21 protein-coding genes are annotated in these 25,393 nt (G+C 58.4%); 19 read left to right on the top strand and 2 right to left on the bottom strand.

The genetic code is table 11. The annotated features are described in order from the left end of the window. Positions 1 to 25 precede the first annotated feature (25 nt). Positions 26 to 1,252 carry an MFS transporter gene (locus D7M11_RS27290; RefSeq protein WP_120750428.1) on the bottom strand — a complete coding sequence of 409 codons (1,227 nt, stop codon included), beginning with the start codon at positions 1,250 to 1,252 and terminating at the stop codon, positions 26 to 28. Positions 1,253 to 1,646: 394 nt separating this feature from the next. Between D7M11_RS27290 and D7M11_RS27285 the strand changes: the two genes are divergently transcribed. The 13 genes from D7M11_RS27285 to D7M11_RS27225 all read left to right on the top strand — a co-directional run bounded on the left by D7M11_RS27285 (position 1,647) and on the right by D7M11_RS27225 (position 17,536). Next, positions 1,647 to 2,723 (top strand): ABC transporter substrate-binding protein, encoded by a 1,077-nt coding sequence (locus tag D7M11_RS27285; RefSeq protein ID WP_120750427.1) that lies wholly within the window; start codon positions 1,647 to 1,649, stop codon positions 2,721 to 2,723. A 119-nt stretch (positions 2,724 to 2,842) separates the two neighbouring features. Further along, the gene (locus D7M11_RS27280) at positions 2,843 to 4,042 is read left to right on the top strand and encodes a M20 metallopeptidase family protein (protein ID WP_158606862.1); all 1,200 of its coding nucleotides are present in this window, start codon (positions 2,843 to 2,845) and stop codon (positions 4,040 to 4,042) included. Between the two features lie 3 nt (positions 4,043 to 4,045). Continuing rightward, a complete protein-coding gene (locus tag D7M11_RS27275; protein ID WP_120750425.1) occupies positions 4,046 to 4,969 on the top strand; it encodes a nucleoside hydrolase in 924 nt (307 codons plus the stop codon). A gap of 30 nt (positions 4,970 to 4,999) precedes the next feature. After that, complete coding sequence (gene rbsK / locus D7M11_RS27270; protein WP_120750424.1) at positions 5,000 to 5,929, top strand: ribokinase; 930 nt, start codon at positions 5,000 to 5,002, stop codon at positions 5,927 to 5,929. Beyond that, entirely contained in the window at positions 5,926 to 6,744 is an 819-nt protein-coding gene (locus D7M11_RS27265; RefSeq protein ID WP_120750423.1) for an ABC transporter permease, read from the top strand. The genes rbsK and D7M11_RS27265 overlap by 4 nt, the downstream gene beginning before the upstream one ends. Positions 6,745 to 6,758: 14 nt before the next feature. After that, on the top strand, positions 6,759 to 7,544 hold the full coding sequence (locus tag D7M11_RS27260) for an ABC transporter permease (RefSeq protein WP_120750422.1): 786 nt from the start codon (positions 6,759 to 6,761) through the stop codon (positions 7,542 to 7,544). A gap of 44 nt (positions 7,545 to 7,588) precedes the next feature. Beyond that, the gene (locus D7M11_RS27255; RefSeq protein WP_120750421.1) at positions 7,589 to 8,599 is read left to right on the top strand and encodes an ABC transporter ATP-binding protein; all 1,011 of its coding nucleotides are present in this window, start codon (positions 7,589 to 7,591) and stop codon (positions 8,597 to 8,599) included. Positions 8,600 to 8,643: 44 nt separating this feature from the next. Beyond that, positions 8,644 to 10,350, top strand: a complete 1,707-nt coding sequence (locus tag D7M11_RS27250; RefSeq protein ID WP_120750498.1) for an adenine deaminase C-terminal domain-containing protein — start codon at positions 8,644 to 8,646, stop codon at positions 10,348 to 10,350. Next, positions 10,343 to 11,359: a type II asparaginase gene (locus D7M11_RS27245; RefSeq protein ID WP_205127122.1), complete on the top strand. Its 1,017-nt coding sequence runs from the start codon at positions 10,343 to 10,345 to the stop codon at positions 11,357 to 11,359. The genes D7M11_RS27250 and D7M11_RS27245 overlap by 8 nt, the downstream gene beginning before the upstream one ends. Positions 11,360 to 11,378: 19 nt before the next feature. Then, positions 11,379 to 12,677: a uracil/xanthine transporter gene (locus D7M11_RS27240; RefSeq protein ID WP_240041326.1), complete on the top strand. Its 1,299-nt coding sequence runs from the start codon at positions 11,379 to 11,381 to the stop codon at positions 12,675 to 12,677. Positions 12,678 to 12,757: 80 nt separating this feature from the next. Beyond that, positions 12,758 to 14,161 (top strand): NAD-dependent malic enzyme, encoded by a 1,404-nt coding sequence (locus D7M11_RS27235; RefSeq protein WP_120750419.1) that lies wholly within the window; start codon positions 12,758 to 12,760, stop codon positions 14,159 to 14,161. 210 nt (positions 14,162 to 14,371) lie between these two features. Continuing rightward, positions 14,372 to 15,796: a cobyrinic acid a,c-diamide synthase CobB gene (locus D7M11_RS27230; RefSeq protein WP_120750418.1), complete on the top strand. Its 1,425-nt coding sequence runs from the start codon at positions 14,372 to 14,374 to the stop codon at positions 15,794 to 15,796. Between the two features lie 492 nt (positions 15,797 to 16,288). Further along, a complete protein-coding gene (locus tag D7M11_RS27225) occupies positions 16,289 to 17,536 on the top strand; it encodes an aspartate aminotransferase family protein (protein WP_120750417.1) in 1,248 nt (415 codons plus the stop codon). 51 nt (positions 17,537 to 17,587) lie between these two features. Here the strand turns inward: D7M11_RS27225 and spoVB are convergent, their stop codons facing one another. After that, positions 17,588 to 19,156 (bottom strand): stage V sporulation protein B, encoded by a 1,569-nt coding sequence (spoVB, locus tag D7M11_RS27220; RefSeq protein WP_120750416.1) that lies wholly within the window; start codon positions 19,154 to 19,156, stop codon positions 17,588 to 17,590. 403 nt (positions 19,157 to 19,559) lie between these two features. On the opposite strand from spoVB, the gene D7M11_RS27215 reads away from it, so the two are divergent. From D7M11_RS27215 to D7M11_RS27190, 6 genes are all read left to right on the top strand, one after another. Next, complete coding sequence (locus D7M11_RS27215) at positions 19,560 to 20,612, top strand: formylglycine-generating enzyme family protein (RefSeq protein ID WP_120750415.1); 1,053 nt, start codon at positions 19,560 to 19,562, stop codon at positions 20,610 to 20,612. A gap of 115 nt (positions 20,613 to 20,727) precedes the next feature. Further along, positions 20,728 to 21,576 carry an AAC(3) family N-acetyltransferase gene (locus D7M11_RS27210; RefSeq protein ID WP_240041324.1) on the top strand — a complete coding sequence of 283 codons (849 nt, stop codon included), beginning with the start codon at positions 20,728 to 20,730 and terminating at the stop codon, positions 21,574 to 21,576. Between the two features lie 94 nt (positions 21,577 to 21,670). After that, positions 21,671 to 22,852, top strand: coding sequence for an acyl-CoA dehydrogenase family protein (locus D7M11_RS27205; RefSeq protein WP_120750413.1), 1,182 nt, complete (start codon positions 21,671 to 21,673; stop codon positions 22,850 to 22,852). 60 nt (positions 22,853 to 22,912) lie between these two features. Continuing rightward, a complete protein-coding gene (locus D7M11_RS27200; protein WP_240041323.1) occupies positions 22,913 to 23,446 on the top strand; it encodes a GNAT family N-acetyltransferase in 534 nt (177 codons plus the stop codon). Between the two features lie 221 nt (positions 23,447 to 23,667). Next, positions 23,668 to 23,850, top strand: coding sequence for a YjfB family protein (locus D7M11_RS27195; protein ID WP_240041322.1), 183 nt, complete (start codon positions 23,668 to 23,670; stop codon positions 23,848 to 23,850). 235 nt (positions 23,851 to 24,085) lie between these two features. Continuing rightward, positions 24,086 to 25,318, top strand: a complete 1,233-nt coding sequence (locus D7M11_RS27190) for an MFS transporter (protein WP_120750411.1) — start codon at positions 24,086 to 24,088, stop codon at positions 25,316 to 25,318. Positions 25,319 to 25,393: the final 75 nt, after the last annotated feature.

Raw genomic sequence — 25,393 nt, 5'->3', positions numbered from 1 at the left:
CTTGCGGCGCCCGCAGGTACCCCTACTACGCTCCAGCTTCCGGCTGCAGTTGCACCTGCTTGTCCGGTTTTGGCAAGCCGTATTGCAGCCACAAGCCGCAAGCCGCCATCAGCAGCGAGGACAAAACGAAAATGCCGCGAATCGTAAGCGATTCGGATACGAATCCGCCGACGAGCGGTCCGAGCATGCTGCCGAGCGCATACATGCTCGAATTGAGGCTGTAAGCCGCGCTTTCCCGGTTCGGCGGCGCGTAGCGGCCGATCAGCGCATTGACGGACGGCAGCAGGCCGCCCATGCAGACGCCGAGCGCAAAACGGACGGCGATCAGCTGCCAGGTGCCGCTCACAAACGCTTGTGGCAGCCCGATCAAGGCCGAGCCGAGCAAGCAAAATAGCAAAATGCGCACCGAGCCGATTTTGTCCCCAAGCCGGCCGAGGAGCGGAGCGGCGATCATGTTGGACAGCCCGTTTACCGAACCGACGAGCCCGGCGTAAAAGGCGACCATTCCCGCTTGTCCGCTCAGCTCCTGAACGAATAACGGCAGCAAGGCGACAGGGGCGAGCAGCGCGAATTGAATCACAACGGTCGTGACGTTCAGCATATTCAGCCCGCGCGCCCGGAACAGCGGACGAAACGATCCGAACAGCGTACCGCGCTCCCGACTCCTTCCGTTCTCCTTCGAAACCGGCTCCTCCTTCACAAGCAGCAGCGCAAGCAGCGAGGCGATAAAGAGGAGCCCGCCCGTGATGAAAAAGATCGGCCGGTACCCGTAATGCTCGGCCATAAACCCGCCGAACAAAGGGCCGAGTATCGTCCCGGCGACCACGCTAGATTGCAGCGTCCCCATCGTATAGCCGATTTTGTCCCGTGGCGTTCCCACGTTCATCAGCGCGATCGAAGCCGGGGCAAAGCCGGAGACGACCCCGTTCAAGATCCGCAGCAGCAGCAATTGCCACGGTCCGCCCGCCAGTCCCATCAGCGTCATGACGATCGCCATGCCGAAGCCCGAGCGAAGCACCATCATTTTCCGCCCGTACCGATCGGCCAGGCTCCCCCAGAGCGGCTGAAACAAAAAGGCGGTGAAAAAATTGGCTGCAAAAATGACGCTCGCCCATACCGCCACCCGGTGAGGATCGCTGACTCCGAGCTCCTGCAAATAGAGCGGCAGAAATGGAATAATCATCGTCATCCCCGCATTCACGAAAAACAATCCGACCCCTAGCACCGTCAAATGAATCCGCCATCTTGCCATTAAAGTTCATCTCCCGTAGTCGGACGGCCCCGCCGAAGGGCTATCGCGGCCGTCTTTTTTCTGCCATTGACAACAGGTGCCGAGGACTTTATTATATATGTAACCGTTACCCTATTTCAACAACATACCTTTAATATAAAGCTTTGTTGGATGTGTAACAGGTTACCTAAGGTAGGATTTTCCGATTTTCCCCGGCCTTTTCGCACACGCCGAAAATACCCGGGGGAGCAGCAAAGCAAAGTACGAACATGCCGCAAGGCGCCAATTTAAGGGGGGACTCGGGGGCCGCAAAAGTACCGCAAACTTTATAGACGCTTTTTGCGATTACAACGAAACATGGACGGGAAAACTTGGAGTACTAACATTCACAACCTACATTCGGGAGGAACGCATCATGAAGAAGTTTTGGATAGTATCCCTTGCAGCGTCCGTGCTGCTGACTACGGTGTTAACCGGCTGCGGGTCCGCTAAAAACGAAAGCGGCGCGGGAACGAAGGACGGAGTAGGCGGGTCGAAAGAGCTCGTGTTGTCCACCTGGGGCTTTAGCGAAGACTTGCTCCGGAAGAACGTATTCGAGCCGTTCGAGAAAGCGAATAACGTCAAGATCAAGCTCGAGGTCGGCAACAACGCGGACCGTTTAGGCAAAGTGCGGATGAAAGCGCACCAGATCGACGTCATTATGCTGGCTGAAGGGTATGCCGCCCAAGGGATCGAAGAGGGCTTGTTCGAGAAAATCGACCGTTCCAAAATTCCGAATATCGAGCATTTGTACGACATCGCGAAAGCGCCTAACGGTGCGGACTACGGTCCGGCTTACACGATCGGCAGCTCAGGCATCATTTATGACAAATCGGTTGCCTCGAAACCCGTCGAGTCTTACGCCGACTTGTGGAGACCCGAGTTCAAGGGCAAGCTTGCCATTCCGGATATAACGACAACCGACGGACCGTTCGTCATCGACTTCTCCTCGAAAGTGGCCGGTGCCTCCGCCCTGGATGCGGACAAAGCTTTCGGGAAGCTGAAGGAGCTGGCTCCGAACGTCATCAAATATTATATGAAAAGCTCCGACCTCGCCAACATGTTCAACCAGAAAGAAGTAGCTATCGCTCCGGTGCAAAACTTCGTCCTGGCGACGATTCAGAAAGCGAATCCGAACGCGACTTGGGTCATTCCGAAGGAAGGCGCTTATGCCGTTCTGAATACGATGAACGTGGTCAAAGGAACGAAAAACAAGGAACTGAGCGAGAAGTTCATCGACTGGTGGCTTAGCGAGCAGGTGCAGAAGGCGAACGCGATCGACAAGGTCGACTCCCCGGCGAACAAGGACGTCAAGCTGTCCGAGCAGGAAGCGTCGGGACTTACGTACGGCCCTGACTTCATCTCCAAGCTGAAGTCGGTCGACTGGAACGTAGTTAACAAAAATATGAAATCTTGGATCGACCGCTGGAACCGGGAAGTCATTTCGAAATAAAAGGCTAATCGCGGGGCGGTCCAAACGGACCGCTTCCTAACTTATAGGACCATCCGCCAAAGCGCAAAGAAGGCTGCAACAAACCCAGAGGCCGGATGGGAAAGCGGGGGACAACTGAAGTGAATCACGTAACGGCTGATGTCGTGGAACAGAAGCTTGGTACTTATTTGAACGAAACGTTTAGGCATTTGCACCGCAACCCGGAGCTTAGCGGCAGCGAGTTTGCCACGCAGGCGTTTGTGAAGGGCGAGCTGGAGCGTCTCGGCATTCCCTATCAAGTTATGGCCGGTACGGGTCTGTGCGCCGAACTAAGAGGCGGCCGTCCGGGCAAAACGATACTGCTCCGGGCCGATATCGACGCGCTGCCGATTAACGAAGCTACCGGCCTGCCGTACGCGTCGCAAACCGACGGGGTCATGCACGCCTGCGGCCATGACGCTCATACAACGGCCGTATTAGGTACGGCGGCCATGCTGCTGGAGCGGCGGGAGGAATGGGGCGGAACGGTGAAGCTGATGTTTCAGCCGTCCGAGGAGAAGCATCCCGGCGGGGCGAAGCCGATGATCGCTGAAGGACTGCTGGAGAACCCGCAGGTGAACGCCGCCATCGGCATTCATACGAATCCGTATCTCGCGCCCGGCACGTTCGGGCTGAAGGACGGCGCCATTCTCGCCAACGCGGACCGGTTTTACATTCACTTGATCGGCAAAGGCGGCCATGCGGCGGCTCCGCATGAGGGAGCCGATGCAATCGCGATGGCAGGTCAACTGATCGTCTCGCTGCAAAATCTGGTGGCGCGCCAAGTATCGCCGTTCGACAACGCGGTTGTCACGATCGGCGAGATCAAGGGCGGTTATGCGCCGAATACGCTTGCCGACCGCGTTTATCTCGCGGGAACGGTGCGGACGGTGAATCCCGATACGCAAGTTTTGATGGAAGAGAAGATCGGGAAAACGCTGCAAGGCATCGCCGATTTGTGGGGAGGCTCGTTCACGTACGATTACGTGCGCGGTTATCCGATCACATGGAACGACAAAGCGATGACCGATCTCGTCCGGCAGGCGGCCGGGTTATGTCTCGGCAAAGAAAGCGTGATCGAACTGCCGCACGGTTATATGAGCGCCGACGATTTTGCCTATATCGCAAAAGCGGTGCCTTCCGTCTTTATCGAATGGGGCACCGGCGACTGGTCGGAGGAAGCACGCCGCTCGGCTGCCGCTTGGCATAATTCGACGTTTCAAGTAAATCCGGACGCCTTGAAATACGGCGTAACCGTACTGACGCAAACGATTCTGAACTATTTGCAGGGGGGCGAATGACGGATGCGTAAAGTCATCATCGACGCGGATACCGGCATCGACGACGCGCTGGCGCTGCTGCTGGCGGTGAAAAGCGGGAAGCTCGACATACTGGGCGTTACGACGGTATGCGGCAATGTTCCGCTCGAACTAGCTACGGCCAACACGCTTAAGGTGCTGAAGCTGCTGGGCAAGGAAAACGACATTCCCGTCATCCGCGGGGCTGCGCTGCCGCTGCTCCGGCAGCCGCGCCACGAAACCGGCGTACACGGAGCGCGCGGCCTCGGCGGCGCTCTGGAAGAGATGGAGCCGGGAGAGGCGGCCGAAGGTTACGCCCCCGATTTTATAATCGAACAGGCAAGGAAGCATAAAGGCGAGCTGACGCTCATTCTGATGACGCCGCTGACGAATATGGCGCTGGCGCTGCGGAAGGAGCCGGAACTTGCTTCGTGGGTGAAAGAGTTGATCATTATGGGCGGCGTCGTATCCGGTCCGGGCAACTTGACGCCTGTGGCGGAATACAACATTTTCGCCGATCCGGAAGCGGCCAAGCTCGTGTTCCACTCGGGCATTCCGATTACGCTGGTCGGGCTGGATGTGACTAGAAAAGCGCTGCTTCATGAAAGTCACGTGCGCGAGCTGGAAGGGACGGAGATTGGCGAGTTTGTCCAGACATGCACTTCGCACTATATCGAGCGGTACAGCCGGGTGAACGGCGTCCGCGCGTGCGCGCTGCACGATCCGCTGGCGGTCGGCGTTGCGATCGACAGAAGCATCGTGCAAACCCGCAAGCTATTCGTCGATGTGGAGACGCGCAGCGAGCTGTGCGACGGTCAGACGGTATGCGACTTCCAGAACAGGCTGAATCGGACGCCGAACGTCGACGTTTGCTTGCAGGTCGACGAGCGCAAATTTCTGGACATGTTTGTCCATCATTTGAAGCAATAAGATTACCTATGCAGGTGAGGAGAAATTGCGATGAGTAACGGATCTGTCCTTGTAGTCGGCAGTCTGAATATGGATCTGGTAGCGCAGGTCCAGGATATGCCCCGAATAGGCGAAACGATAATAGGGCATAGCTTTGATAGAATGATGGGCGGCAAAGGCGCGAATCAGGCGGTTGCAGCCGCCCGGCTGGGCGCGCGGGTCGCAATGATCGGCTGCTTCGGAAGCGATGCGTTCGCCGGCGATATGCGTTCGATTCTCGCCAAGGAGCGGATCGAAACGGACGGCATCCGCACGGTGGAAAACGTTTCGACCGGCACGGCGATGATTATGGTCGACCGGCACGGCGACAATTCGATTATCGTGGCTCCCGGAGCGAACCGTTATCTCGGCCCGGACGATATTGAACGTCATACGGAGCTGTTCGAAAGCAGCGACGTCGTCGTGCTGCAGCTCGAAATTCCGCTGGAAACGGTGCTTCACAGCGTGGCGGCGGCCCGACGATTCGGCAAAACGGTCGTTTTCAACCCGGCTCCGATGCAGGGGCTCTCGGAGGAGCTGCTGCGCGACATCGACTACCTCATTCTGAATGAGGTCGAGGCGGAAGAGCTGACAGGCGCTCCGGCGTCCGAGTTCGATACGCTGGCGAAGCGGCTGGCGGCGCTCCCGTGCAAACATGTCGTGCTTACGCTCGGCGGAGACGGGGCAGCCTATATATCCGGGAGCGAAGTTGTGCGCTATCCGGCGATGAAAGTGCATGCGGTCGATACGACCGGAGCCGGCGATTCGTTCATCGGCGCGTTTGCCAGCCGTCTCGCCCGCGGCGACGATGCCCGCGATGCGGTGAAGTATGCGATCAAGGTGGCCGCCATTACGGTGACGAAGCTGGGCGCCCAGGCGGCGCTGCCGACGGAAGAGGAAACGAAACAGTTCGATTTACTTTGGGGGGCCGAAAGCCGATGAAGAAACCCGCTTATTTGCTCGTTTTGCCCGGCGCGTTGTTCCTGACCGTCTTTATGGTCATTCCGATTGCTCTGATTATTTTGTCGACATTCCAGACAGATAACGGGATCAGCCTTGCCGGTTACATTAATTTCTTTACCGACTCTTACACGCTAGGCATTTTGTGGACGACGCTGAAGCTGAGCTTGATCACGACGATTATATGCATCCTGCTCGGATTCCCGTCGGCCTACTATATTTCCCGGACCAAGGTGAGCCGCAGAGGCATTTATTTGGCTCTCGCCATCTTCCCGCTGCTGACCAGCGCCGTCGTTCGTTCGTTCAGCTGGATGGTAACGCTCGGCAAAAACGGGCTGATCAACAATCTGCTCATCGATCTGCATCTAATCGACAAGCCGATCCAAATTTTGTATACGGAAACGTCGATTATTATCGGCCTCGTTCATTTGTTCCTGCCGCTGATGATCATCTCGCTGATCGGCGTGCTTGAGAATATCGACGGCGATCTCGTGAAGGCGGCGGCCAGTCTCGGCGCTTCCCGTTTCAAAGCGTTCATTAACGTCATCCTGCCGCTCAGCGTTCCCGGTTTGCTCGTCGGCAGCACGCTTGTGCTCGTCGGCAGCCTGACCGCTTACGCGACTCCCCAGCTGCTCGGCGGCAAGAAGCGAGTGCTGGCGACGCTGCTGTTCCAGAACACGATGACGCTCGGCGACTGGAAAACGGCGTCGATCATTGCCACCATTATGATTGCCCTTACATTTTTGTTAATCGGCATCATCAATTCGTTTGCGAAAAAACTGAATCCGAACGGGTAACGGGAGGGTAGACGATGAAGGAAAAACAACCGCTGCTTGGCATTTTCACTTTCGTTATTTACATTTTTTTGCTCGCGCCGCTCGTCATTATTATCGGAGCGTCGTTCGGGCCGGACAATTACTTGGCGTTTCCGCCGAAAGGCTTTTCGCTGAAATGGTATGAAAATATTTTTCACGTCGAAATGTTCTGGACTTCCTTCAAAATCAGTATTGCGGTCGCGATGGCTGGCATCTTCATCTCGTTTCTGCTCGGCATTCCGGCAGCTTACGCGCTTAGCCGGTTCAAGTTCAAGGGACAGGCGTTTTTCAGCTCGTTTTTCATCTCGCCGATCATTATTCCGGGCATCGTGTTCGGCTACGGCTTGCTGAAATATTTGGTCATTACGTATAAAATTCCGATTTTCCCCGGCGTGCTAATCGGGCATGTCGTCATTATGATCCCTTACGTCATTCGCGTCATTTCGTCGAGCTTGATGAACTTCGACTACTCGGTCGAGGAAGCGGCGATGAGCCTCGGTTCGAGCCGGTTGAAAACGTTTTTTAACGTCGTGCTGCCGAATATTCGCTCGGGCATTATCGCCGGCATTTTGCTCGCTTTCCTGGAATCGTTCAACAACGTCGACGTGTCCGTCTTTATGACCGGACCGGGAGTCAGCACGCTGCCGATCAGTATGCTCAATTATGTGGAATATTACTTCGATCCGACGATTGCCGCCATTTCGGTGCTGCTGATGATTATGACCGCGATTTTGATCGGGGCGATCGAGCGCACGCTCGGTCTGAGATTTTTTACGAAATAACGATACGGCTGCATACGCACACCTTATAACCTGGAGGGAACGACATGGCGCTGATTGAGCTGAACAATGTGACGGTCGCGTACGACCAGAAAAACAATATTTTGAAGAACTTCAATTTAAATGTAGAAAAAGGCGAGTTTCTGTCGCTGCTCGGCCCGAGCGGATGCGGAAAAACGACGACGCTGCGGCTGATCGCCGGATTTAACGAAGCGAAGGAAGGGCAGTTTCTGTTCGACGGCCGCGATTATACGAAGGTTCCCGTGCACAAGCGGAACTTCGGCTTCGTATTCCAGGGGCATGCGCTGTTTCCCCATCTGAACGTGTACGAAAATGTCGCCTTCGGCCTGAAATTGCGTAAAACGGACGGCAAGGCCATGAAGTCGAAGGTGCACGAAATTCTTGAGGTTGTCAATCTGAAAGGGTTCGAGGACCGTTACCCGGCTCAGCTCTCCGGCGGTCAGCGTCAGCGGGTGGCGATAGCGAGAAGTCTCGTCATCCAGCCCGACCTGCTGCTGTTCGACGAACCGCTGAGCAGCCTCGACGCCAATCTGCGCGTACAGATGCGGATGGAAATACGGCGCATCCAGAAGGAACTGAAGGTCACGACCGTGTATGTCTCCCACGATCAGGAGGAATGCTTCTCGATCTCCGACAAGGTAGCGATTATGAGCAAAGGCGTGATCGAGCAGCTCGATTCCCCGCAGGTCATCTACAAGCAGCCGAGAACGGAGTTTGTTGCGCGATTCGTCGGCTTCGAAAATATTATCGACCGGAAAGCGGCAGGCGCTTCGTTTGCCGGTGCGGGCGGCGCGGAAGCAGGCAAGTGGGCGATCCGTCCGGACGACATCGATATTTCCGGAGATGCCGGGGCTTTTTCGTCCAATACGGCAGCCGGTAAGGTGAAGGTTACGACTTATTTGGGCCGCGAATATCAGTACGTCGTCGAAACGCTGATGGGCGAATTTATCGTCAATGACGGCCGGGAGAAGCCTTACGAGCACGGCGAGCAGGTAGCGCTGCGCTTCCCGGAAGAAAAGCTGGTGCCGGTCCTGTGAATGCGAATGGGAATGCGATCAGCCATGCGGATAGCGCGACGGTTATGTTGGCCGATCTGCTTATCGTAAACGTGCGCGTATTCAACAGCGCGCTGAAAACGTTCTATAAGGCGAATGTCGCCGTCAAGGACGGCAAATTCCTGTACGTCGGCAGTCAAGGCCCAGAGACGATCGCAGCGGCGTCCGTTATCGACGGCCGCGGCCGCGCGATGATTCCGGGGCTGATCGATATTCATCTGCACATCGAGAGCACGATGGTGACGCCGCGCACGTTCTCGCACGGCATTATCCGCTGCGGCGTCACCTCGATCGTGGCCGATCCGCACGAGATGGCGAACGTGTTCGGCATTCGCGGCATCCGAGAAATGATCGAGGCCGGGCGAGCTTGTTCGGCGGATATGTTCTGGGGTATTCCCAGTTCGGTTCCGGCGACGCTGCTGGAAACGACCGGAGGTACGGTCGGAGTGGAGGAAATCGACGAGCTGCTCGCTGTGGACGGCGTCGTTTGTTTGGGCGAAGTGATGGATTACGCCGATATGGCGGCCAATCCCGACGGCAGAACGAACCGGATTTTGCGCCATGTGCGGACGCGTTATCCGCAGCTACCGATTGAGGGACATTGTCCGAAGCTGGTCGATGTGGAGCTGAGCCGCTTCGTGTACGCGGGGATCGATTCGGATCATACGCAGATGACGGTGGAAGAGTTCGAGGAGCGCATTCGCGCCGGTATGTTTATCGAAATTCAGGAAAAATCGATGACGCCGGAGCTGATCCGGCATCTGGTCGATCATGACCGCAGCGAGCATTTCTGCTTCGTGACCGACGACGTCATGCCGGATACGTTCGTGAAGCTCGGACATCTGGACCATCTCGTCCGCAAAGCGATCCGCATGGGCATGGAGCCCGAGGCGGCTATCTACGCCGCCACGATGACGCCGGCGAAGCGAATGAATCTTCGCGACCGCGGCCGGATTGCGCCGAACCGGATCGCCGATTTCGTGCTGCTGAACGACGTGCGCGAGCTGGCCGTCGGCGAAGTGTTCAAAGGCGGCGTCAAAGCTTACGATGCTTCCGAGCCTTACGAGGAGGAGCCGGCGGAGCGGCAGTTTCCGTCCGACTTTTATACCAGCGTCAAGCTGTCTCCGGTCGGGTCGGCGGATTTCACGGTAACCGCGCCTGCGAACAGCGGCGAACAGTCGTGCCGGATTATTATGGTGGGCGACGGATCTACGTTTACCCGCGAACATATCGATAACGTGCCGGTTCGCGGCGGCGAGCTGCTGTGGGAGCAAAGCCCTTACAGCCTGATCGCGATTATGGAGCGTTACGGGATAAACGGCAACCGGGCGTTGGGCCTTGTCGGCGGGGACGCGATTCGCGAGGGTGCGATCGCGACAACGTACGCCCACGACAATCACAACCTGCTCGTGCTGGGCCGCAGCAAAGCGGATATGGAGCTGGCGGCGAATACGGTTATCGGGCGCCAGGGCGGCTATTGCGTCGTGCTTGGCGGCGAAGTGATCGCCTTTTTGCCGCTGCCGGTAGGGGGCATCTTGTCCGAGGCGACGCTGGACGAGCTGGCGGTTGAAACGGCGCGGCTCCGGGAGGCGATGAAGCGGCTCGGCTACCGCCATTACAACCCGATCATGTCGCTCAGCACGTTGTCGCTGCCGGTTAGTCCGGCGCTGAAAATTACCGACTTCGGCCTCATACGCACGAAGGAAGGAAAGGTTGTCGATTTGTTTGTTTAACCGTCGTGAAACGAGGGAAGGCCGTTTGCCGCGGATCAAGGTGCTCGCCGTCGGCGGCACGATTGCTGGCAAAGGGACGGACGGCAGCCGGACGACCCAATACGAGGCCGGCGTGATCGGCATCGAATCGCTGCTCGAAGTCGTGCCGCAGCTGGAGACGCTGGCCGAGATCGGCTCGGCGCAGATTGCCAATATCCCTAGCTTTGCCATGACCGGCCGTTTGCTGCTGGAGCTGGCGGCACGGGTGAACGAAGAACTTGCCGGCAATACGTGCGACGGGATCGTCGTCACGCACGGCACGGATACGCTCGAGGAAACGGCGTATTTCCTTCATCTGACCGTAAAAAGCCGCAAACCGGTCGTCGTAACCGGCGCGATGCGGCCCGCAACGGCGCTCAGCGCCGACGGTCCGCTTAATTTGTACAATGCGGTCGCACTGGCGGCCAGCCGCAGCGCCGAAGGCCGGGGCGTGCTTATTACGCTGAACGATGCGATCGGCTCCGCCCGGGATATGTCCAAGCGCCATACGACGACGGCGGATGCCTTCGGCCAGCGCGACTTCGGCTTGCTCGGCTGGATCGTCGACGGCGTTCCCCGGTTTTATTACGAGAGCGTCAGACGGCATACGTGGCAATCCGAATTTGACGTAGGCGGCCTCCGCTCGCTGCCGCGGGTCGATATGCTGTACGGCCACGGCGACGGCGGCCGGGAGCTGGTGGAAGCGGCCGTGGCGGCCGGAGCGGGGGGGATCGTTCATGCCGGGATGGGCAATGGCGGCATGTATCCGGACACTCGCGACGCGCTTGCGGCTGCGGCCGCAAGCGGCGTTGTCGTCGTAAGCGCCTCGCGCACCGGCAGCGGCGTCGTGACGGCGAAACCGGCCGACCGGCTCAGCCGTTTCGTGACGCCGGACAATCTGAATCCGCACAAAGCCCGCGTGCTGCTCAGCCTCGCCCTAACCCGGACCCGCGACCCCGATCTTATTCAAACGATGTTCGACACCTACTGAGAAAGGGGGAGCCACAGCGTTGAACAAATGGACCTCGGCCCCGTTATGGCTGGCCGGCGTACAATGGATGTTTTTTTTGTTTGCCAATACGGTCGTCGTGCCTTTGTCGGTCGGGGCGGCGTTCGGATTTTCTCCGGAGCTCGTCGCTTCGATCGTGAAAATAACGTTTATCGTCACCGGCGCGGCCACTATCGCGCAGGCGATGTTCGGCCATCGCTACGCCTTGATGGAGGGGCCGGCCGGCTTATGGTGGGGGCTCATCCTGAGCCTTGCCGCAGCCGCACCGTCAATGGGGATGACGCTTCCCGAGCTGGGCGGAGCGCTTTCCGCTGGCATGATCGCCGCCGGGGCGCTCACCTCGCTGCTCGGGGCACTCGGTTTCGGCGCGCTGCTGAAAAAGGCGTTTACGCCGATCGTCATGTTCGTGTATTTGTTTTTGCTATCGTCCCAGCTGATTATCGTTTTTTTCAAAAGCATGACCGGCTTATCGGCCGGAGGCCGGATCGACCTGCCCGTAGCTGCCTTGTCGGTCGCAATCGTGCTGCTCGTCTGCTGGATCGGCGTCAAGGGCCGCGGTTTGCTCGGCAACTTCTCGATCCTGATCGGCATGGTGGCAGGCTGGGCGGCATACCGGGTTTTGTTTCCCGGGCCGGAAGAGGCCGCAGCTCCGGGGGGAGGCGGCGCCTGGGTGACGTTTTTTCCGTTAGGCGCGCCGCATTTTGAAGCCGGTGTCATGATCGCAGCTCTGCTGGCCGGACTTATCAATATGACGAATACGGTCACGGCATTAAGCGCGGCGGACAAGCTGTACGGCTTGTCCAGCACGGATGCGGCGTACAAGCGCTCGTATCACCTCACGGCCCTGCACACCGCTATTGCGGGACTGCTCGGACTCGTCCCCTACGGCCCGTATACGTCGTCGATCGGCTTTCTTGAGAGCACCCGCATATTGGAACGCTCCGCCCTCGTTATCGGAGGAGCGCTGTTTGTCGTGCTCGGATTCGTCCCGGCGCTCGGGACGTTTTTCGCGGGGATGCCGGCCAGCGTCGGCGGAGCCGTGTTGTTCGTCGTGTATTTGCAGCTGTTCGGCTCCGCCTTCCGCAATTTGCAGGGGTTTTCGTTTAACGCGAAAACGGTATACCGGATGGCTGCGCCCGCTTTGCTCGGCATCTCGATTCTGAACGTGCCTGCCGACGCATTCGCTGGACTGCCGGGAACGCTCAGGCCGATTGTCGGCAACGGGCTGCTGATGGGCGTGCTCGTATCCGTCGTGCTGGAGAATACGGTCGATTGGGCGAAATACGATCGGAAGTTATAGGTTCATTTCGTACAGTCTGTCGTCAGGACTCAGGCTTTCTTGCAAGTGCATACTGTCAATTACTACTAAGGAGGCCGATTATGGCACAGACCAGCATTATAATCAGGCTCGAGCTCGATCACGCGCAGGCTACGTTCGCGGATGTAGCTTCCGCGATCAGCACGGCGGGAGGGGATATTACGTCGATCGACGTCATTCGTCCCGGCCAGGATACGTCCGTGCGAGATATTACGGTGGATGTCGCCGAATCCGCGGAAACCGAGGTCGTGGAAGCGCTGCGGCGGCAGGAAGGCATCAAGCTGATCAATGTATCGGACCGGACGTTTCTCGTCCATCTCGGCGGCAAAATCGCCGTACAGCCGAATATGCCGATCCGCAACCGGGACGATTTGTCCCGGGTTTATACGCCGGGCGTAGCGAAGGTGTGTACGGCCATTCACGACAATCCGAACAAAGTGTACTCGCTGACGATCAAGCGGAATACGGTGGCGGTCATCTCCGACGGAACGGCCGTGCTCGGCCTCGGCGATATCGGTCCGCACGCGGCGGCGCCGGTAATGGAGGGCAAGGCGATGCTGTTCAAGCAGTTGGCCGGCGTGGACGCGTTCCCGATCTGCCTCGATACGAAGGATACGGAGGAAATCATCCGTACGATCAAGGCGATCAGTCCGGTATTCGGCGGCATCAATCTGGAGGACATCTCTTCGCCGCGATGCTTCGAAATCGAAACGCGCCTCGCCGACGAGCTCGATATCCCCGTCTTCCACGACGATCAGCACGGAACGGCAGTCGTTCTGCTGGCCGGCCTGCTTAATGCGCTCAAGGTGGTCGGCAAAAGGATCGACGAAGTGCGCGTCGTCGTGAACGGCATCGGAGCCGCAGGCGTATCGGTATGTAAAATGCTGCTGGCGGCGGGCGTCAGGCGCCTCGTTCCCGTGGACAAGGATGGCGCGATCGTACGCGGCGGCACGTACGGGCTCCCGATGTGGAGCTGGCTGGCGGAGCAGCCGCAGGTCGAGGCGACGGCGGGAGGACTGAAGGACGTGCTCCGCGGCGCGGACGTTTTCATCGGCGTATCCCGGGGCGGTCTGCTCGGCGCGGAGGATCTCCAGACGATGGCGCCGGAGCGGATTGTGTTCGCGATGGCGAATCCGCGGCCGGAGGTCGATCCGGAGGAGGCGCTGCCGTTTGTCCGCGTGCTGGGCACCGGCCGGAGCGATTACCCGAACCAGATCAACAACGTGCTCGCCTTCCCCGGCATTTTCCGCGGAGCGCTCGACTGCCGGGCGACGCGCATCAACGAGCCGATGAAGCTGGCTGCGGCCCGCGCCATCGCTTCGGTCGTATCCGAGTCGGAGCTTAGCGAGCAGTACATCATTCCGAGCATCTTCAACGAGCAGGTCGTGACGAAAGTGCGGCACGCGATTATTGAGGCGGCGATTTTGACGGGAACGGCCCGGCGGACGCCGCCGGACTTCCGCTAAGCGCAGAGGCGCGGGTTGCCGTACATCCGTATGCAGCTTGTTTTCCGGCCCGGAATGATGCTAGGATGAATTGTGCATTGTTTTGCCGGAGCGGCGGAAGCGATAGCGACCCGGTCATAGGTTGGCAAAAGCGAGGCATTCCTGACATGAACGTGTCGGGGATGCTTTTTTTTTCAAATAAACGAATATTTTCCGCAGGAGGGATCACGCATGAATCGTCCGTCGCCTGTAACATCGCGGCGAATCGTCATTGCCGGAACGGGAAGCGGTGCGGGCAAAACGACCGTCACCCTGGCCATCATGGCCGCGCTGAAGGAAAGAGGATATGTCGTGCAGGGCTTCAAATGCGGCCCCGACTACATCGATCCGACGTATCATACGGCCGTCACGGGCAGGCCGTCGCGCAATTTGGACGGATGGATGCTAGGTCCTGAGGCTGTAAAAGAAATATTCGCCAAGGGCAGCGACGGGGCGGATATTTCGATTATCGAAGGCGCGATGGGGCTGTACGACGGCAAAAGCCCGCTGTCCGACGAAGGCAGCGCGGCGCAGATCAGCCAGATCGTCGATGCCGAGGTTCTGCTCGTCGTGAACGTCCAGAGCATGGCGCGCAGCGCGGCTGCCGTCGTCAAAGGCTTCCAGACGCTGTCGCCCGGCGTCCGCATCGCGGGCGTAATCGCCAATAAGGCGGGCAGCGAGGGGCATTACCGGATCGTCAAGGAAGCGATCGAGCACGAATGTGGCATCCCGGTCGTAGGTTATTTGCTGCGCGAAGAGGCAATCGATATCCCGGAACGGCACTTGGGCCTCGTTCCTTCGATCGAGCGCGGCGAGTTAAACGGCTTTTTTGCGGAGCTGGGGCGGCTTGCGGCGGCGTATTTCGATCTGGAGCAGCTGTTGCATATAGCCGAACGGCCGGTTATCGCTTGCGAGCCGAAGCTGTTCGCCCATCGGTCACAGCCGCGCGGCATACGCATTGCCGTGGCGAAAGATGCGGCCTTCCACTTTTATTACCCGGAAAATTTGGAGCTGCTGGAGGCTTTCGGCGCCGAGCTTGTCTACTTCTCGCCGCTGGCGGGAGAGGAAGTGCCGGAGGAAGCGGACGGGTTGTACATCGGCGGCGGTTTCCCCGAGGAGTTTGCCGAGCGGCTGGCGGTACTGGAGCAGGTGAAGGCTTCGATTCGCCGGAGCGTAAAAGCCGGTATGCCGACGCTTGCGGAATGCGGCGGGTTCATGTATTTGACGGAAGCGATTACGGATACCCAAGGACGCTCTTACCCGATGGTTGGTCTGCTTCCGGGCGCGGTGAAGATGCAGAGGAAGCTGGCCGCTCTCGGATACCGGGAAGTAAGCGGCACGGAGGGCAATTTCCTGCTCGGCGACGGGCAAATGGCGCGTGGCCATGAGTTTCACTATTCCGCATACGAGCGGCCGGCAGCCGAAGACGATATGCCGCAGCTTTCTCACGCCTATACGACGAAGGGGCGTCAAGGGACGAAGCGCGAAGGCTTCGCGACCCGCAGCTTGGTTGCCGGTTATACGCACGTCCATTTCGCCTCGAACCCGGATATGGCGGCGCGCTGGGTGCAGGCGTGCGAGTCTTACCGCGAGGAGAAACGGGCGGCGAACCGATAGCGGAAGTTTATTCCGCTAAACGAGGGGGATGGGGCGAAATGCCGGGTATAACGGAAAAAAATTCCGTTATTGTGACGATTTCGAACGATTTTGGCTGAAAATGGCCTGAATAGCGGAATTTCGTTCTGCTATTTCCTCCGGGACGTTTCGAAACGAGAGGATAGCGGAAGTTTATTCCGCTAATCTGAATCGGCGCCTGTCCCTCCGTTTTCCTGCGACTTATCGGATCGGCGTGACGGGCTTTCCGAAACCGTGGAAGGGAGATGCCGCTAACGCCGTCGTACGGAAAAACCTTTCTGCAAGCTGCGGAGCGGCAGCGTGCCCTTCGAGGCAGTATGGATTTTCAGTTTACGGTCAAGTGAGGAATACTGCGAGAACCTAAGCTGTATTAACGAAAAGCTTCGCAACGAAGCTTTTTCTTTTATGACGTATTGTATAAAAATTAGTTATAACGTATAATTATCCAATATTATTCGGAGGTGATACGATACGATGTCAAACGATCTTTCAACCGCGGCATCTATTGGCTGTGCAGCGGAGCCGCACGGCGGCACCGCGCAATGGCTTGCCGAAGCGAAGCAGGCGCTGCTTTTTACCGCAGTCCGGCCGGACGTTGTGATGGAGCGCGGCGAAGGCATGTACTTGTGGGACACGGAAGGGAAGCGTTATTTGGACTTTATCGGCGGCTGGGCGGTGACCTGTCTCGGGCATTCTCCGGCCGTCATCCGCGAAGCGCTGGACCGGCAGGCGGCGACACTGGTGAACGCCAGCCCCTCCTTCTACAACAAGCCGATGATCGAGCTGGCGAAGCGGCTGACGCAGCTGTCGGGGTTCGACAAGGCGTTTTTCGCCAGCACCGGAGCGGAGGCGAACGAAGGCGCCATCAAGCTGGCGAGAAAGCACGGAGCGCTGAATCTCGGAGGAGCGTACGAGATCGTCACTACGGTAAACAGCTTCCACGGGCGAACGCTCGCGACGATGTCGGCAACGGGAAAATCGAGCTGGGAAGCGCTGTTTGCCCCGAAGGTGCCGGGCTTCAAGCACGTTCCGCTGAATGACGCGGAAAGCTTGCTGGCGGCCGTGGACGAGCGAACGTGCGCGATCATGCTGGAGCCGGTTCAAGGCGAGGGCGGGGTGCATGCGGCGGACGCCGGTTATTTGCATACCGTCCGCAAGCTGTGCGACGAGCGCGGATTGATGCTTATTTTCGATGAAGTCCAGACCGGGCTTGGCCGCACCGGAACGATGTTCGCTTTCGAGCACGACGGCATCCGGCCGGATGTGATGACGCTTGGCAAAGGGATCGGCGGCGGCTTCCCGCTGTCGGCCATGCTGACGACGAGCCGGTTCAACTTATTCGAGCCGGGCGAACAGGGAGGAACGTACATCGGTCAACCGCTGGCTATGGCCGTAGGCAATGCCGTCGTCCGCGAGATTGTGGAGCGGAAGCTGCACGAGCATGCGAAGGAGATGGGTGATTACATAACCCGCGGTCTCGAGTCGCTGGCGAACGCGTACGGACTGAGCCGGATTCGCGGCAAAGGGCTGCTGCTCGCGTTCGACCTGCCGGCTCCGAGAGGACCGGAGCTAGTCGCCGCCTGTATGGAGGCGGGCCTGCTGATCAACAGCCCTTCACCCTCCACCATACGGCTGATGCCGCCGCTGATCGTGTCGCGCAGTCAAGCGGATGACATGCTCGCGCTGCTCAGTGGGGCGATGGATCGTCTGCGGGCCGATTGACGGCCGTAAACAAAACAAGAGCCCGCGAGAGCTCTTGTTTTTTTAAGACGGCTATTTGCGCAGCGAAGCGGGACCGCCGCTTCCAAAGCCGCCAAAGCGAAAGACGCTCCGGGCATTAATCGAATTTGTCAGCAGGAGCGCGATCATAAATACTGCGAGCGCGAATCCGATCGAGGCAAGCATGCCCCACAGCTCGGTCATGCCGATATGTTTCGCATAGGAGAAGCCGTACTGTCCGGCAAAGGCCATGACCGCCATACATATAGCCGTTTTCACGATTCGCCGCAAGTCCAGATAAAATCCGATAAAGCCGGAGATCGAGAAGAAGTTCAGCATCGTGATGAAGCAGATGCCGAAGTTCATGCCGAGCACGATGCCGGTAATGCCGAACTGGCTGCCGAGAAAATAGATGGCCGCCGCCTTCATGATCGTCATGGCGATGTAGTTCCACATCGTAGTGCCGGCTTTGCCGAGTCCGAGCAGCACCGCATGCAGCGGGGCCTCGAAGTAATGAAGGAAAAAGATCGGCGCGAGCAGCTTGAGCAGCGGCCCGGCTTCCGGCGATTTGTACAGCAGCGTCGTCAGCGGCGTTGCCCATATGTATAAAATGACGGTGGCGGGTGCGCCGACGAGCATCGCGATCCGCATCGCCTGATCCATCCGCCGGTGCACGTCCATTCCGTTCCGGTTCGCCATCGCTTCGCTGACCGCCGGGATCAGGGCCGTCGATAGCGAATGCGTAATAAAGCTCGGAAAGACGAGCAGCGGGAACGCATAACCGACGAGCATCCCATACTGCTTCGTCGCCATCGCGGTGCCGAGTCCGAAAAGCGCGAGGCTTTTTGTAATAAGCATCGGCTGAAACGCGCTGTATATGGAGTGGACGAAGCCGAGTCCGGTCGTCGGCAGCCCCATCCGCATCAGCTCCGCGAACGTGCGCTTCCCGTGCCGCAGATGCTCGGACGCTTTTTGCCGGTTAGCGTCTCCGCGCGCGTTCCACTTGTACTTCGAGAACAAATACAGCAGCCCGACGCCTTCGCCGACGACCGAGCCTACCATGGCGCCTGCTGCCGCATATTCGATCCCGTAAGGGAGCAGCAACTGCACGAGAGCGAGCATGCAGGCGATGTGGGCGATATGCTCGAAAATATCGGACAGGGCGATCGACATCATATGCTGCTTGCCGCGAAAATATCCTTTGAGCACGGCCGAGATCGCCACGATCGGGGCGATCGGCGTGATCGCCAGCATCGCGTAATAGGCGCGCTGATCGGTCAGGAACAGGGCCGCTATGTACTTGGAGCCGAGCAGCGCCGCAAGCGTTAGAATGACGCTCAGCGTGCCGGTAATGGCGAGCGATACGGCGAGAATCCGTTTCTCCTTCAGCTTGTCGCCCTTCACATCGGCTTCGGCCACCATCTTCGAGATGGCGACCGGCAAGCCGAGCTCGGTCAGCGTAATGACGAGCGGAACGAGCGGATGAGCCATCATCAGCAGGCCGATCCCTTCCGCGCCGAGCGTGCGCGCCAGAAAAATGCCGCTCACGAAGCCGAGTATCCGGGTAGTCAAGGACGCCGCCGTCAAAATGAACGTCCCCCGCACAAAAGATTGTTTTTGCATGAGCCGCCTCTTCATAAGTGGATTGGATTACGTATTCATGTATATTCGAGGGGGGACAAATACATGCGAACAAGCCGTCAGCCGTCCGCGGACAAGGCGGCTTTCTTCGGGTGATCTTTAACGTCGAGATCCCGGGGCAATTGCCTTGCTGCTTCCCGGCGGTGGTAATAAGAAGCGGAGAAGGGTCCATGCATCTGGAACAGCGAAGCGGTCGCCTTTACAAGCGGATTCCAACCTTGATTGGTTCCATCAAGGAGTCTGCTTGTAAGAGCGAGTGGAAGAGCATGGATCCTCCGGAGTGTCTTTTCCGCCGCCTTCCTTTTCGCAAGCGGTGGCCCGGCGAGATCCCGCTTCGGTTGCCCTCCCCGGCGTTTTTCGTTAGAATGGACCCAAGAGCGAAAGTATGTTAGCCAAAGAGGGGATTTCATTGACAGACGAGCAAATCGGCTCCTGCTGCTCGGCGGGCCGGACGAACATACAGCTGCAATCGTTTGGTGAAAAGAAGAGCGGGACGGAAGCGGACAACGCCGTTTCCAATCAGGCAGCGGAAGCCGCTCAGGCTGCAGGCAACACGGATACGACGGCGCAGGACGCCCGCAGGGAAGGCATGATTTATTTGCCTGGGGGTACATTTCTCATGGGCAACGGCAGCGCGAAGGACGGCTTTCCCGCCGACGGGGAAGGTCCGGTGCGCGAGGTGAAGCTGAACCCGTTTTATGTGGACAGCTGTACGGTGACGAACCGGCAGTTCGCCGAATTCGTAAATGCGAAGCACTACAAGACCGAAGCGGAAAAGTTCGGCTGGTCGTATGTGTTCGAGATGTTTTTGACCGCCAAGCAGACGCCGCATTTGATGGGCCGGGTGCAGGGGACGCCGTGGTGGTTCGGCGTGAAGGGTGCGTTCTGGTTTCAGCCCGAGGGTCCGGGCTCGGATATCGAAGAGCGGATGGACCATCCTGTCGTCCACGTTACGTGGAACGATGCCGCAGCCTACTGCAAGTGGGCGGGCAAACGGCTGCCGACCGAAGCGGAATGGGAGTACGCCGCGCGCGGCGGCCTGGAGCAGAACATGTACCCGTGGGGCGACGAGCTGACCCCGGACGGCAAGCATATGTGCAACATTTGGCAGGGCACGTTTCCGGAAAAAAATACGAAGCGGGACGGTTATGTCGGGACGGCGCCCGTGAACGCGTTCGAGCCGAACGGTTACGGCTTGTACAACGTAGCGGGGAACGTCTGGGAATGGGTGAATGACTGGTTCAGCCGTACGGCTTATGCGGAGGATACGACGGACAACCCGAAGGGGCCGTCTTCCGGGGAACGGCGCAGCATGCGCGGCGGCTCGTATTTGTGTCACAAGTCGTACTGCAACCGGTACCGCGTCGCGGCTCGCAACTCGAATACGCCGGACAGCTCGGCGGGCAACATCGGATTTCGCTGTGTGGCGGATGCTTAAGAGCATCCGTTTTTTTGCTTGCATGGGGGTGCGGGCCGTTACAACGAAAAAATCATTAACGGAACAGACGACGCTTCCGGCATAATGGAGTAAAAAAGATGATGGGGCGGAGAAGATGACTAGGAAATATCCGGAAATGCAAGGAAGGCTGATTACGGTAGAAACGCTTTACGACGATATGACCCGGCTCGGGATCAAGGCGGGGATGACGCTGATCGTCCATTCGTCGATGAAGGCGCTCGGCGGCTGGATGCCCGGCGGGCCGGTCGACGTTATTTTGGCGCTGGAGCAGGCGCTGGGCGAGGAAGGTACGCTCGTCATGCCGACGCATACCGGCGGCTTGTCCGATCCGGGCGGCTGGAGCATGCCGCCGGTACCGCAGTCGTGGTGGGAGCCGATTCGGCGAACGATGCCGGCGTACGATCCCGATTTGTCCCCGACCCGTCTGATGGGCGCCATTCCGGAATGCTTCCGCAAGCAGCGTGGCGTTATTCGCAGCTCCCACCCGCAAGTTTCCTTTGCCGCCTGGGGGAAAGGCGCGGCAGGGATCACCGGCGAACATTCGCTTGATTACGGGCTCGGGGAACGATCGCCGCTCGCCCGCCTATACGATGCCGACGGCTGGGTGCTGCTGCTTGGAGTCGGGCATGGCAACAACACCTCGCTGCATTTGGCGGAAATACGCGCCGAATATCCGGGCAAAAAGGATCTTACAGTGAAGGCGCCGATACATCGGAACGGCGTGCGGGAATGGGCGAGCTTCCGGGAGTTGGACTACGATTCAGACGATTTCGAAGAAATAGGCCGGTCGTTCGCGCAGGATACGGGGCTTGTGATTCGCGGCCATATCGCCGGAGCCGAGGTGCTTCTGATGCCGCAAAAGGCACTCGTCGATTACGGCGTAAACTGGATGGAAAGCATCAGACAGGCGCCGGACGACGACGAAGCGATGCAAGACGGCTGAAACGGGCGTATAATCAGGATAGAGGATTAAACGTAAGACCGAACCTCCTATGGGGTTCCACAACAAACTTAGGTGCCAGGAGGTCAAACCGGGAATGTCCGAGTCCATCTACGATGATTTTGCGATACGAAGCGAGAAGGAAGCGGAGCTTGCCGCGACATGCGACCGGCTAGCCGCCGTTTTTGCCGAAAGGGCGCCGAAGCACGACCGCGAAGGCTCGTTTCCGTTCGATAATTTTGCCGATTTGCGGGAAGCCGGCTATTTGAATCTGACGGTTCCACGCGAATACGGCGGCGACGAAGCGTCGCTGCACGAGCTGGTGCTCGGCCAGGAACGGCTCGCTCGGGGCGACGGCTCTACGGCGCTGGCGGTAGGCTGGCATGTCGGCATCATGCTCCAGCTTCGCGGCACCAGGTCGTGGCCGGAGCCGCTGTACGCCGATTTTTGCCGCGAGGTTGTGCAGGATGGCGCGATGATCAACAGCTTCGCGAGCGAACCGGCTACCGGCAGCCCGAGCCGCGGAGGCAAGCCGGAGACGACCGCGACGCGGACGGACGGGGGCTGGCTGATCAGCGGACGCAAAACGTACAGCACGCTTAGTCCGATTTTGCAGCATTTTACGGTGAAGGCGGGTATTGCGGGGGAAGAGAAGATCGGCGAATTTCTCGTGCGCAAAGGTCCCGGCGTTTCCATCGAAGAAACGTGGGACACGCTCGGCATGAGGGCGACCGGCAGTCACGACGTCATCTTGGACAGTGTCTTCGTTCCTGACGAACATCATATTAGCGGAAGCGCCGCATTTGCAGACAAACGGCCCGACGACGGGGGCTGGCTGCTGCATATACCCGCCTGTTACATCGGCATCGCTTGGGCGGCGCGGGATTTTGCGCTTCGATATGCGAAAAGCTACCAGCCGAACAGCCTCGCTGCTCCGATCTCCGAACTTCCGCATATACAGCGGCAGATCGGTCAGATCGAGGCGGAACTGATCACCGCCCGGACGCTGCTGTATGCCGTAGCCGACCGCTGGGACGAATCGACCGCCGCTGGAAGACTCCGGCTGAAGCAGGAGCTCGGCTTGGCCAAATATACGGCTACGAATGCCGCTTTGTCGGTAGTGGACGGGGCGATGCGCATTGTCGGAGGAGCCAGCCTGTCGCGCAAGCTGCCGCTCGAGCGGATGTACCGCGATGTCCGCGCCGGCCTGCACAATCCGCCGATGGACGACGCCGTTCTGCAAGGGCTGGCAAGACGCGCTCTCGAGGAGAAGCCGTAAGTCGCCCGTATCCGGCCTCATTTTCGCAATTTACGAAACGGCGGCGCATTTGGTACACTGTTGGCAAAAGCATATGCATGGTGGGGAGTGCTCATGGCCGTTACGATTCGCCTGATGGAGAAGCGGGATACCGAAGAGGTGCGCAAAGTGGCTCGCGCGACCTGGCATCATACGTACGAGGGGATCATACCGGAGCGGGTGCGCACGCGGTTTCTGGACGCGTTCTACAACGACGAGGCGATCCTGCGGCGAATGACCGGCTCGATCCTGCTTGTGGCCGAGCGGGAGGACGGCATCGTTGGCTTCGCCAATTTTTTCAGCTCGCGCCGCGACCCTTCGGAAGCCGAGCTTGGAGCGATCTACATATTGCCCGAAGCGCAGGGCGGCGGTATCGGCACGCTGCTGCTTCAGGAAGGCATCGGCCGTCTCCGTCTGCAAGGGGCGACGCGTCTGCTTGCGAATGTGGAGAGGTCGAACCGCAAAGGCTTGTCGTTTTATGAGGCCAAACGTTTCAAGGCTTCCGGTGAAAAAGAGGAACTGTTTTACGGGTACGCGCTGCGCACCGTACAAATGAAGCTCGATTTGGCCGACTGAAGGCGGAACACGGAAATTGTAAGAAAAACGTCTATCGACGTATTTCAAAGATGAGCGACCGCGTTTTAGCGGAAGTTTTTCTTGGTATACAATTTTCTCTTTTCGTCCAGACGGTCCGAAACTTATAAATTCTATAACGATCAAAAATTGTTGTCCGGCTTGCGAGCCGCATGGTATGATCGGATCGAAGGAACAGTCTCACTTACGTCAGGAGGAAGTTCATGAGCGTATCGTTGCAATCGGCCTTATCCCAGTTTAACAGAAGCGATATGCCGCTTGCGGTCGGCATTGCCATGCTCGGCAAAGCGAAAGAGAGCGCGGAATTGCAAGGCGCGCAAATGGTGCAGATGCTGCAGGCTAGCGTGCAGCCGCATCTGGGCGGCAACCTGGATATCCGGGTGTAACGCGGCTCCCGAACCAGGGGCGAGTGAGAACAGGCAGGGCTGATTTCCCGGAAGATGAGGGGAAACGGCCTTGTTTTCGTTTGTTGCTTCGAGGAGAAGGCTGCGTATGTTTTGGGCCGCTCACGGACAGTAGACTTGTATATATACAAATTCGGCATTGACGTAAGGCCGCACTTCCGTGTTATAATCGCACAATCCGTTCTTAATGCAAGAACCGCTCAAGGAGTTGAAACGAATGGCTAAACAAGCCGCTGGGACGACATCGGCTGCGTCCGCGGCATCCGCTACCGTCTTTCCGATTTTATTCGCGATCAGCATCGTCCATCTGCTGAACGATACGCTGCAATCGACCGTATCGGCTCTGTTTCCGATATTAAGAGACTCGCTTCAGCTGTCATACAAGCAGATCGGCTTCATCGCCTTTGCAATGAATATGACCGCTTCGATCCTGCAGCCGATCGTCGGCACGTATGCGGATATACGGCCGAGACCTTATATTTTGCCCATAGGGGTTGTCTTCACGCTGGTAGGCGTCGTTATGCTGGCGTTGTCTCCGAGCTTTGCGATGATCGTGCTCGCCGTCGTGGCGATGGGAATCGGCTCCGCCATTTTTCATCCCGAATCGTCCCGCGTCGCTTATTTGGCCGCGGGCGGCAAGCGCGGGCTGGCGCAATCGATATTCCAAGTAGGCGGCAATATCGGCAGCTCGCTCGGACCGATCATGACCGCGGTGCTGCTCGTCCATGTGGGCCAGTTCGGCGTGATCTGGTTTTCGTTCGCGGCCGCCCTCGCTATCGTGATCCAATTTTATGTGGCAGGCTGGTATAAGCGGCAGCAGCTTGCGCCGCGCCAGCGCTCGTCCGCCAAGGGGAGCAAAGCGCCGGGACAGCGGCTCGGAGAGCTGTCGCAAGCCCAGATTGTGTCCGCGATCGTCATTCTCGTGTTTCTTGTCTTTTCGAAATACGTATATATGTCGAGCATTACGAGCTTTTACACGTTTTACTTGATTGACGGCTTCGGCATTTCCGTCGAACGTTCGCAGTGGTTCTTGTTTGCCTTCCTCGCGGCTTCGGCTGCCGGCACGTTTTTCGGCGGACCGCTCGCGGACCGGTACGGCAGACGCAATATCATCTGGCTGTCGATTCTCGGTACGGCGCCGTTTTCGATTTTGCTGCCCCATGCGGGACTCGTTTGGTCGGGTATTCTGTGCATATGCGCCGGTTTCGTCCTGTCGTCGGCTTTCTCGATCATCGTCGTTTACGCGCAGGAGCTGCTTCCCGGCAACGTCGGGCTTGTCTCCGGCCTGTTCTTCGGCCTTGCGTTCGGTCTCGGCGGCCTCGGCTCGGTCTTGCTCGGCTGGATTGCCGATGCGACGAGCATCAGCTTTATTATGAATCTTTGCGCGTATATGCCGCTGCTTGGCGTACTTGCCGTTTTCTTGCCCAAGGACCGGAGAGCTGTGGCTTGAGCATGCAATACCCATGTGACGCTTCTGAACGTCAAAAAGCCGCCGATCCCAGCGATCGGCGGCTTTTGTATAAAA

The sequence above is a fragment of the Paenibacillus ginsengarvi genome, assembly GCF_003626695.1.
GTDB classification, from domain to species: domain Bacteria; phylum Bacillota; class Bacilli; order Paenibacillales; family NBRC-103111; genus Paenibacillus_AB; species Paenibacillus_AB ginsengarvi.
Note: the sequence above shows the minus strand (reverse complement) of the source record. Positions and strands in the feature narration are given on the sequence as shown.

Excerpts from the sequence above, each read along its gene's own strand:
- D7M11_RS27290 (WP_120750428.1), bottom strand. The coding sequence starts at position 1,252 with ATGGCAAGATGGCGGATTCATTTGACGGTGCTAGGGGTCGGATTGTTT.
- D7M11_RS27285 (WP_120750427.1), top strand. The coding sequence starts at position 1,647 with ATGAAGAAGTTTTGGATAGTATCCCTTGCAGCGTCCGTGCTGCTGACT.
- D7M11_RS27275 (WP_120750425.1), top strand. The coding sequence starts at position 4,046 with ATGCGTAAAGTCATCATCGACGCGGATACCGGCATCGACGACGCGCTG.
- rbsK (WP_120750424.1), top strand. The coding sequence starts at position 5,000 with ATGAGTAACGGATCTGTCCTTGTAGTCGGCAGTCTGAATATGGATCTG.
- D7M11_RS27265 (WP_120750423.1), top strand. The coding sequence starts at position 5,926 with ATGAAGAAACCCGCTTATTTGCTCGTTTTGCCCGGCGCGTTGTTCCTG.
- D7M11_RS27260 (WP_120750422.1), top strand. The coding sequence starts at position 6,759 with ATGAAGGAAAAACAACCGCTGCTTGGCATTTTCACTTTCGTTATTTAC.
- D7M11_RS27255 (WP_120750421.1), top strand. The coding sequence starts at position 7,589 with ATGGCGCTGATTGAGCTGAACAATGTGACGGTCGCGTACGACCAGAAA.
- D7M11_RS27250 (WP_120750498.1), top strand. The coding sequence starts at position 8,644 with ATGTTGGCCGATCTGCTTATCGTAAACGTGCGCGTATTCAACAGCGCG.
- D7M11_RS27235 (WP_120750419.1), top strand. The coding sequence starts at position 12,758 with ATGGCACAGACCAGCATTATAATCAGGCTCGAGCTCGATCACGCGCAG.
- D7M11_RS27230 (WP_120750418.1), top strand. The coding sequence starts at position 14,372 with ATGAATCGTCCGTCGCCTGTAACATCGCGGCGAATCGTCATTGCCGGA.
- D7M11_RS27225 (WP_120750417.1), top strand. The coding sequence starts at position 16,289 with ATGTCAAACGATCTTTCAACCGCGGCATCTATTGGCTGTGCAGCGGAG.
- spoVB (WP_120750416.1), bottom strand. The coding sequence starts at position 19,156 with ATGCAAAAACAATCTTTTGTGCGGGGGACGTTCATTTTGACGGCGGCG.
- D7M11_RS27215 (WP_120750415.1), top strand. The coding sequence starts at position 19,560 with ATGTTAGCCAAAGAGGGGATTTCATTGACAGACGAGCAAATCGGCTCC.
- D7M11_RS27210 (WP_240041324.1), top strand. The coding sequence starts at position 20,728 with ATGACTAGGAAATATCCGGAAATGCAAGGAAGGCTGATTACGGTAGAA.
- D7M11_RS27205 (WP_120750413.1), top strand. The coding sequence starts at position 21,671 with ATGTCCGAGTCCATCTACGATGATTTTGCGATACGAAGCGAGAAGGAA.
- D7M11_RS27195 (WP_240041322.1), top strand. The coding sequence starts at position 23,668 with ATGAGCGTATCGTTGCAATCGGCCTTATCCCAGTTTAACAGAAGCGAT.
- D7M11_RS27190 (WP_120750411.1), top strand. The coding sequence starts at position 24,086 with ATGGCTAAACAAGCCGCTGGGACGACATCGGCTGCGTCCGCGGCATCC.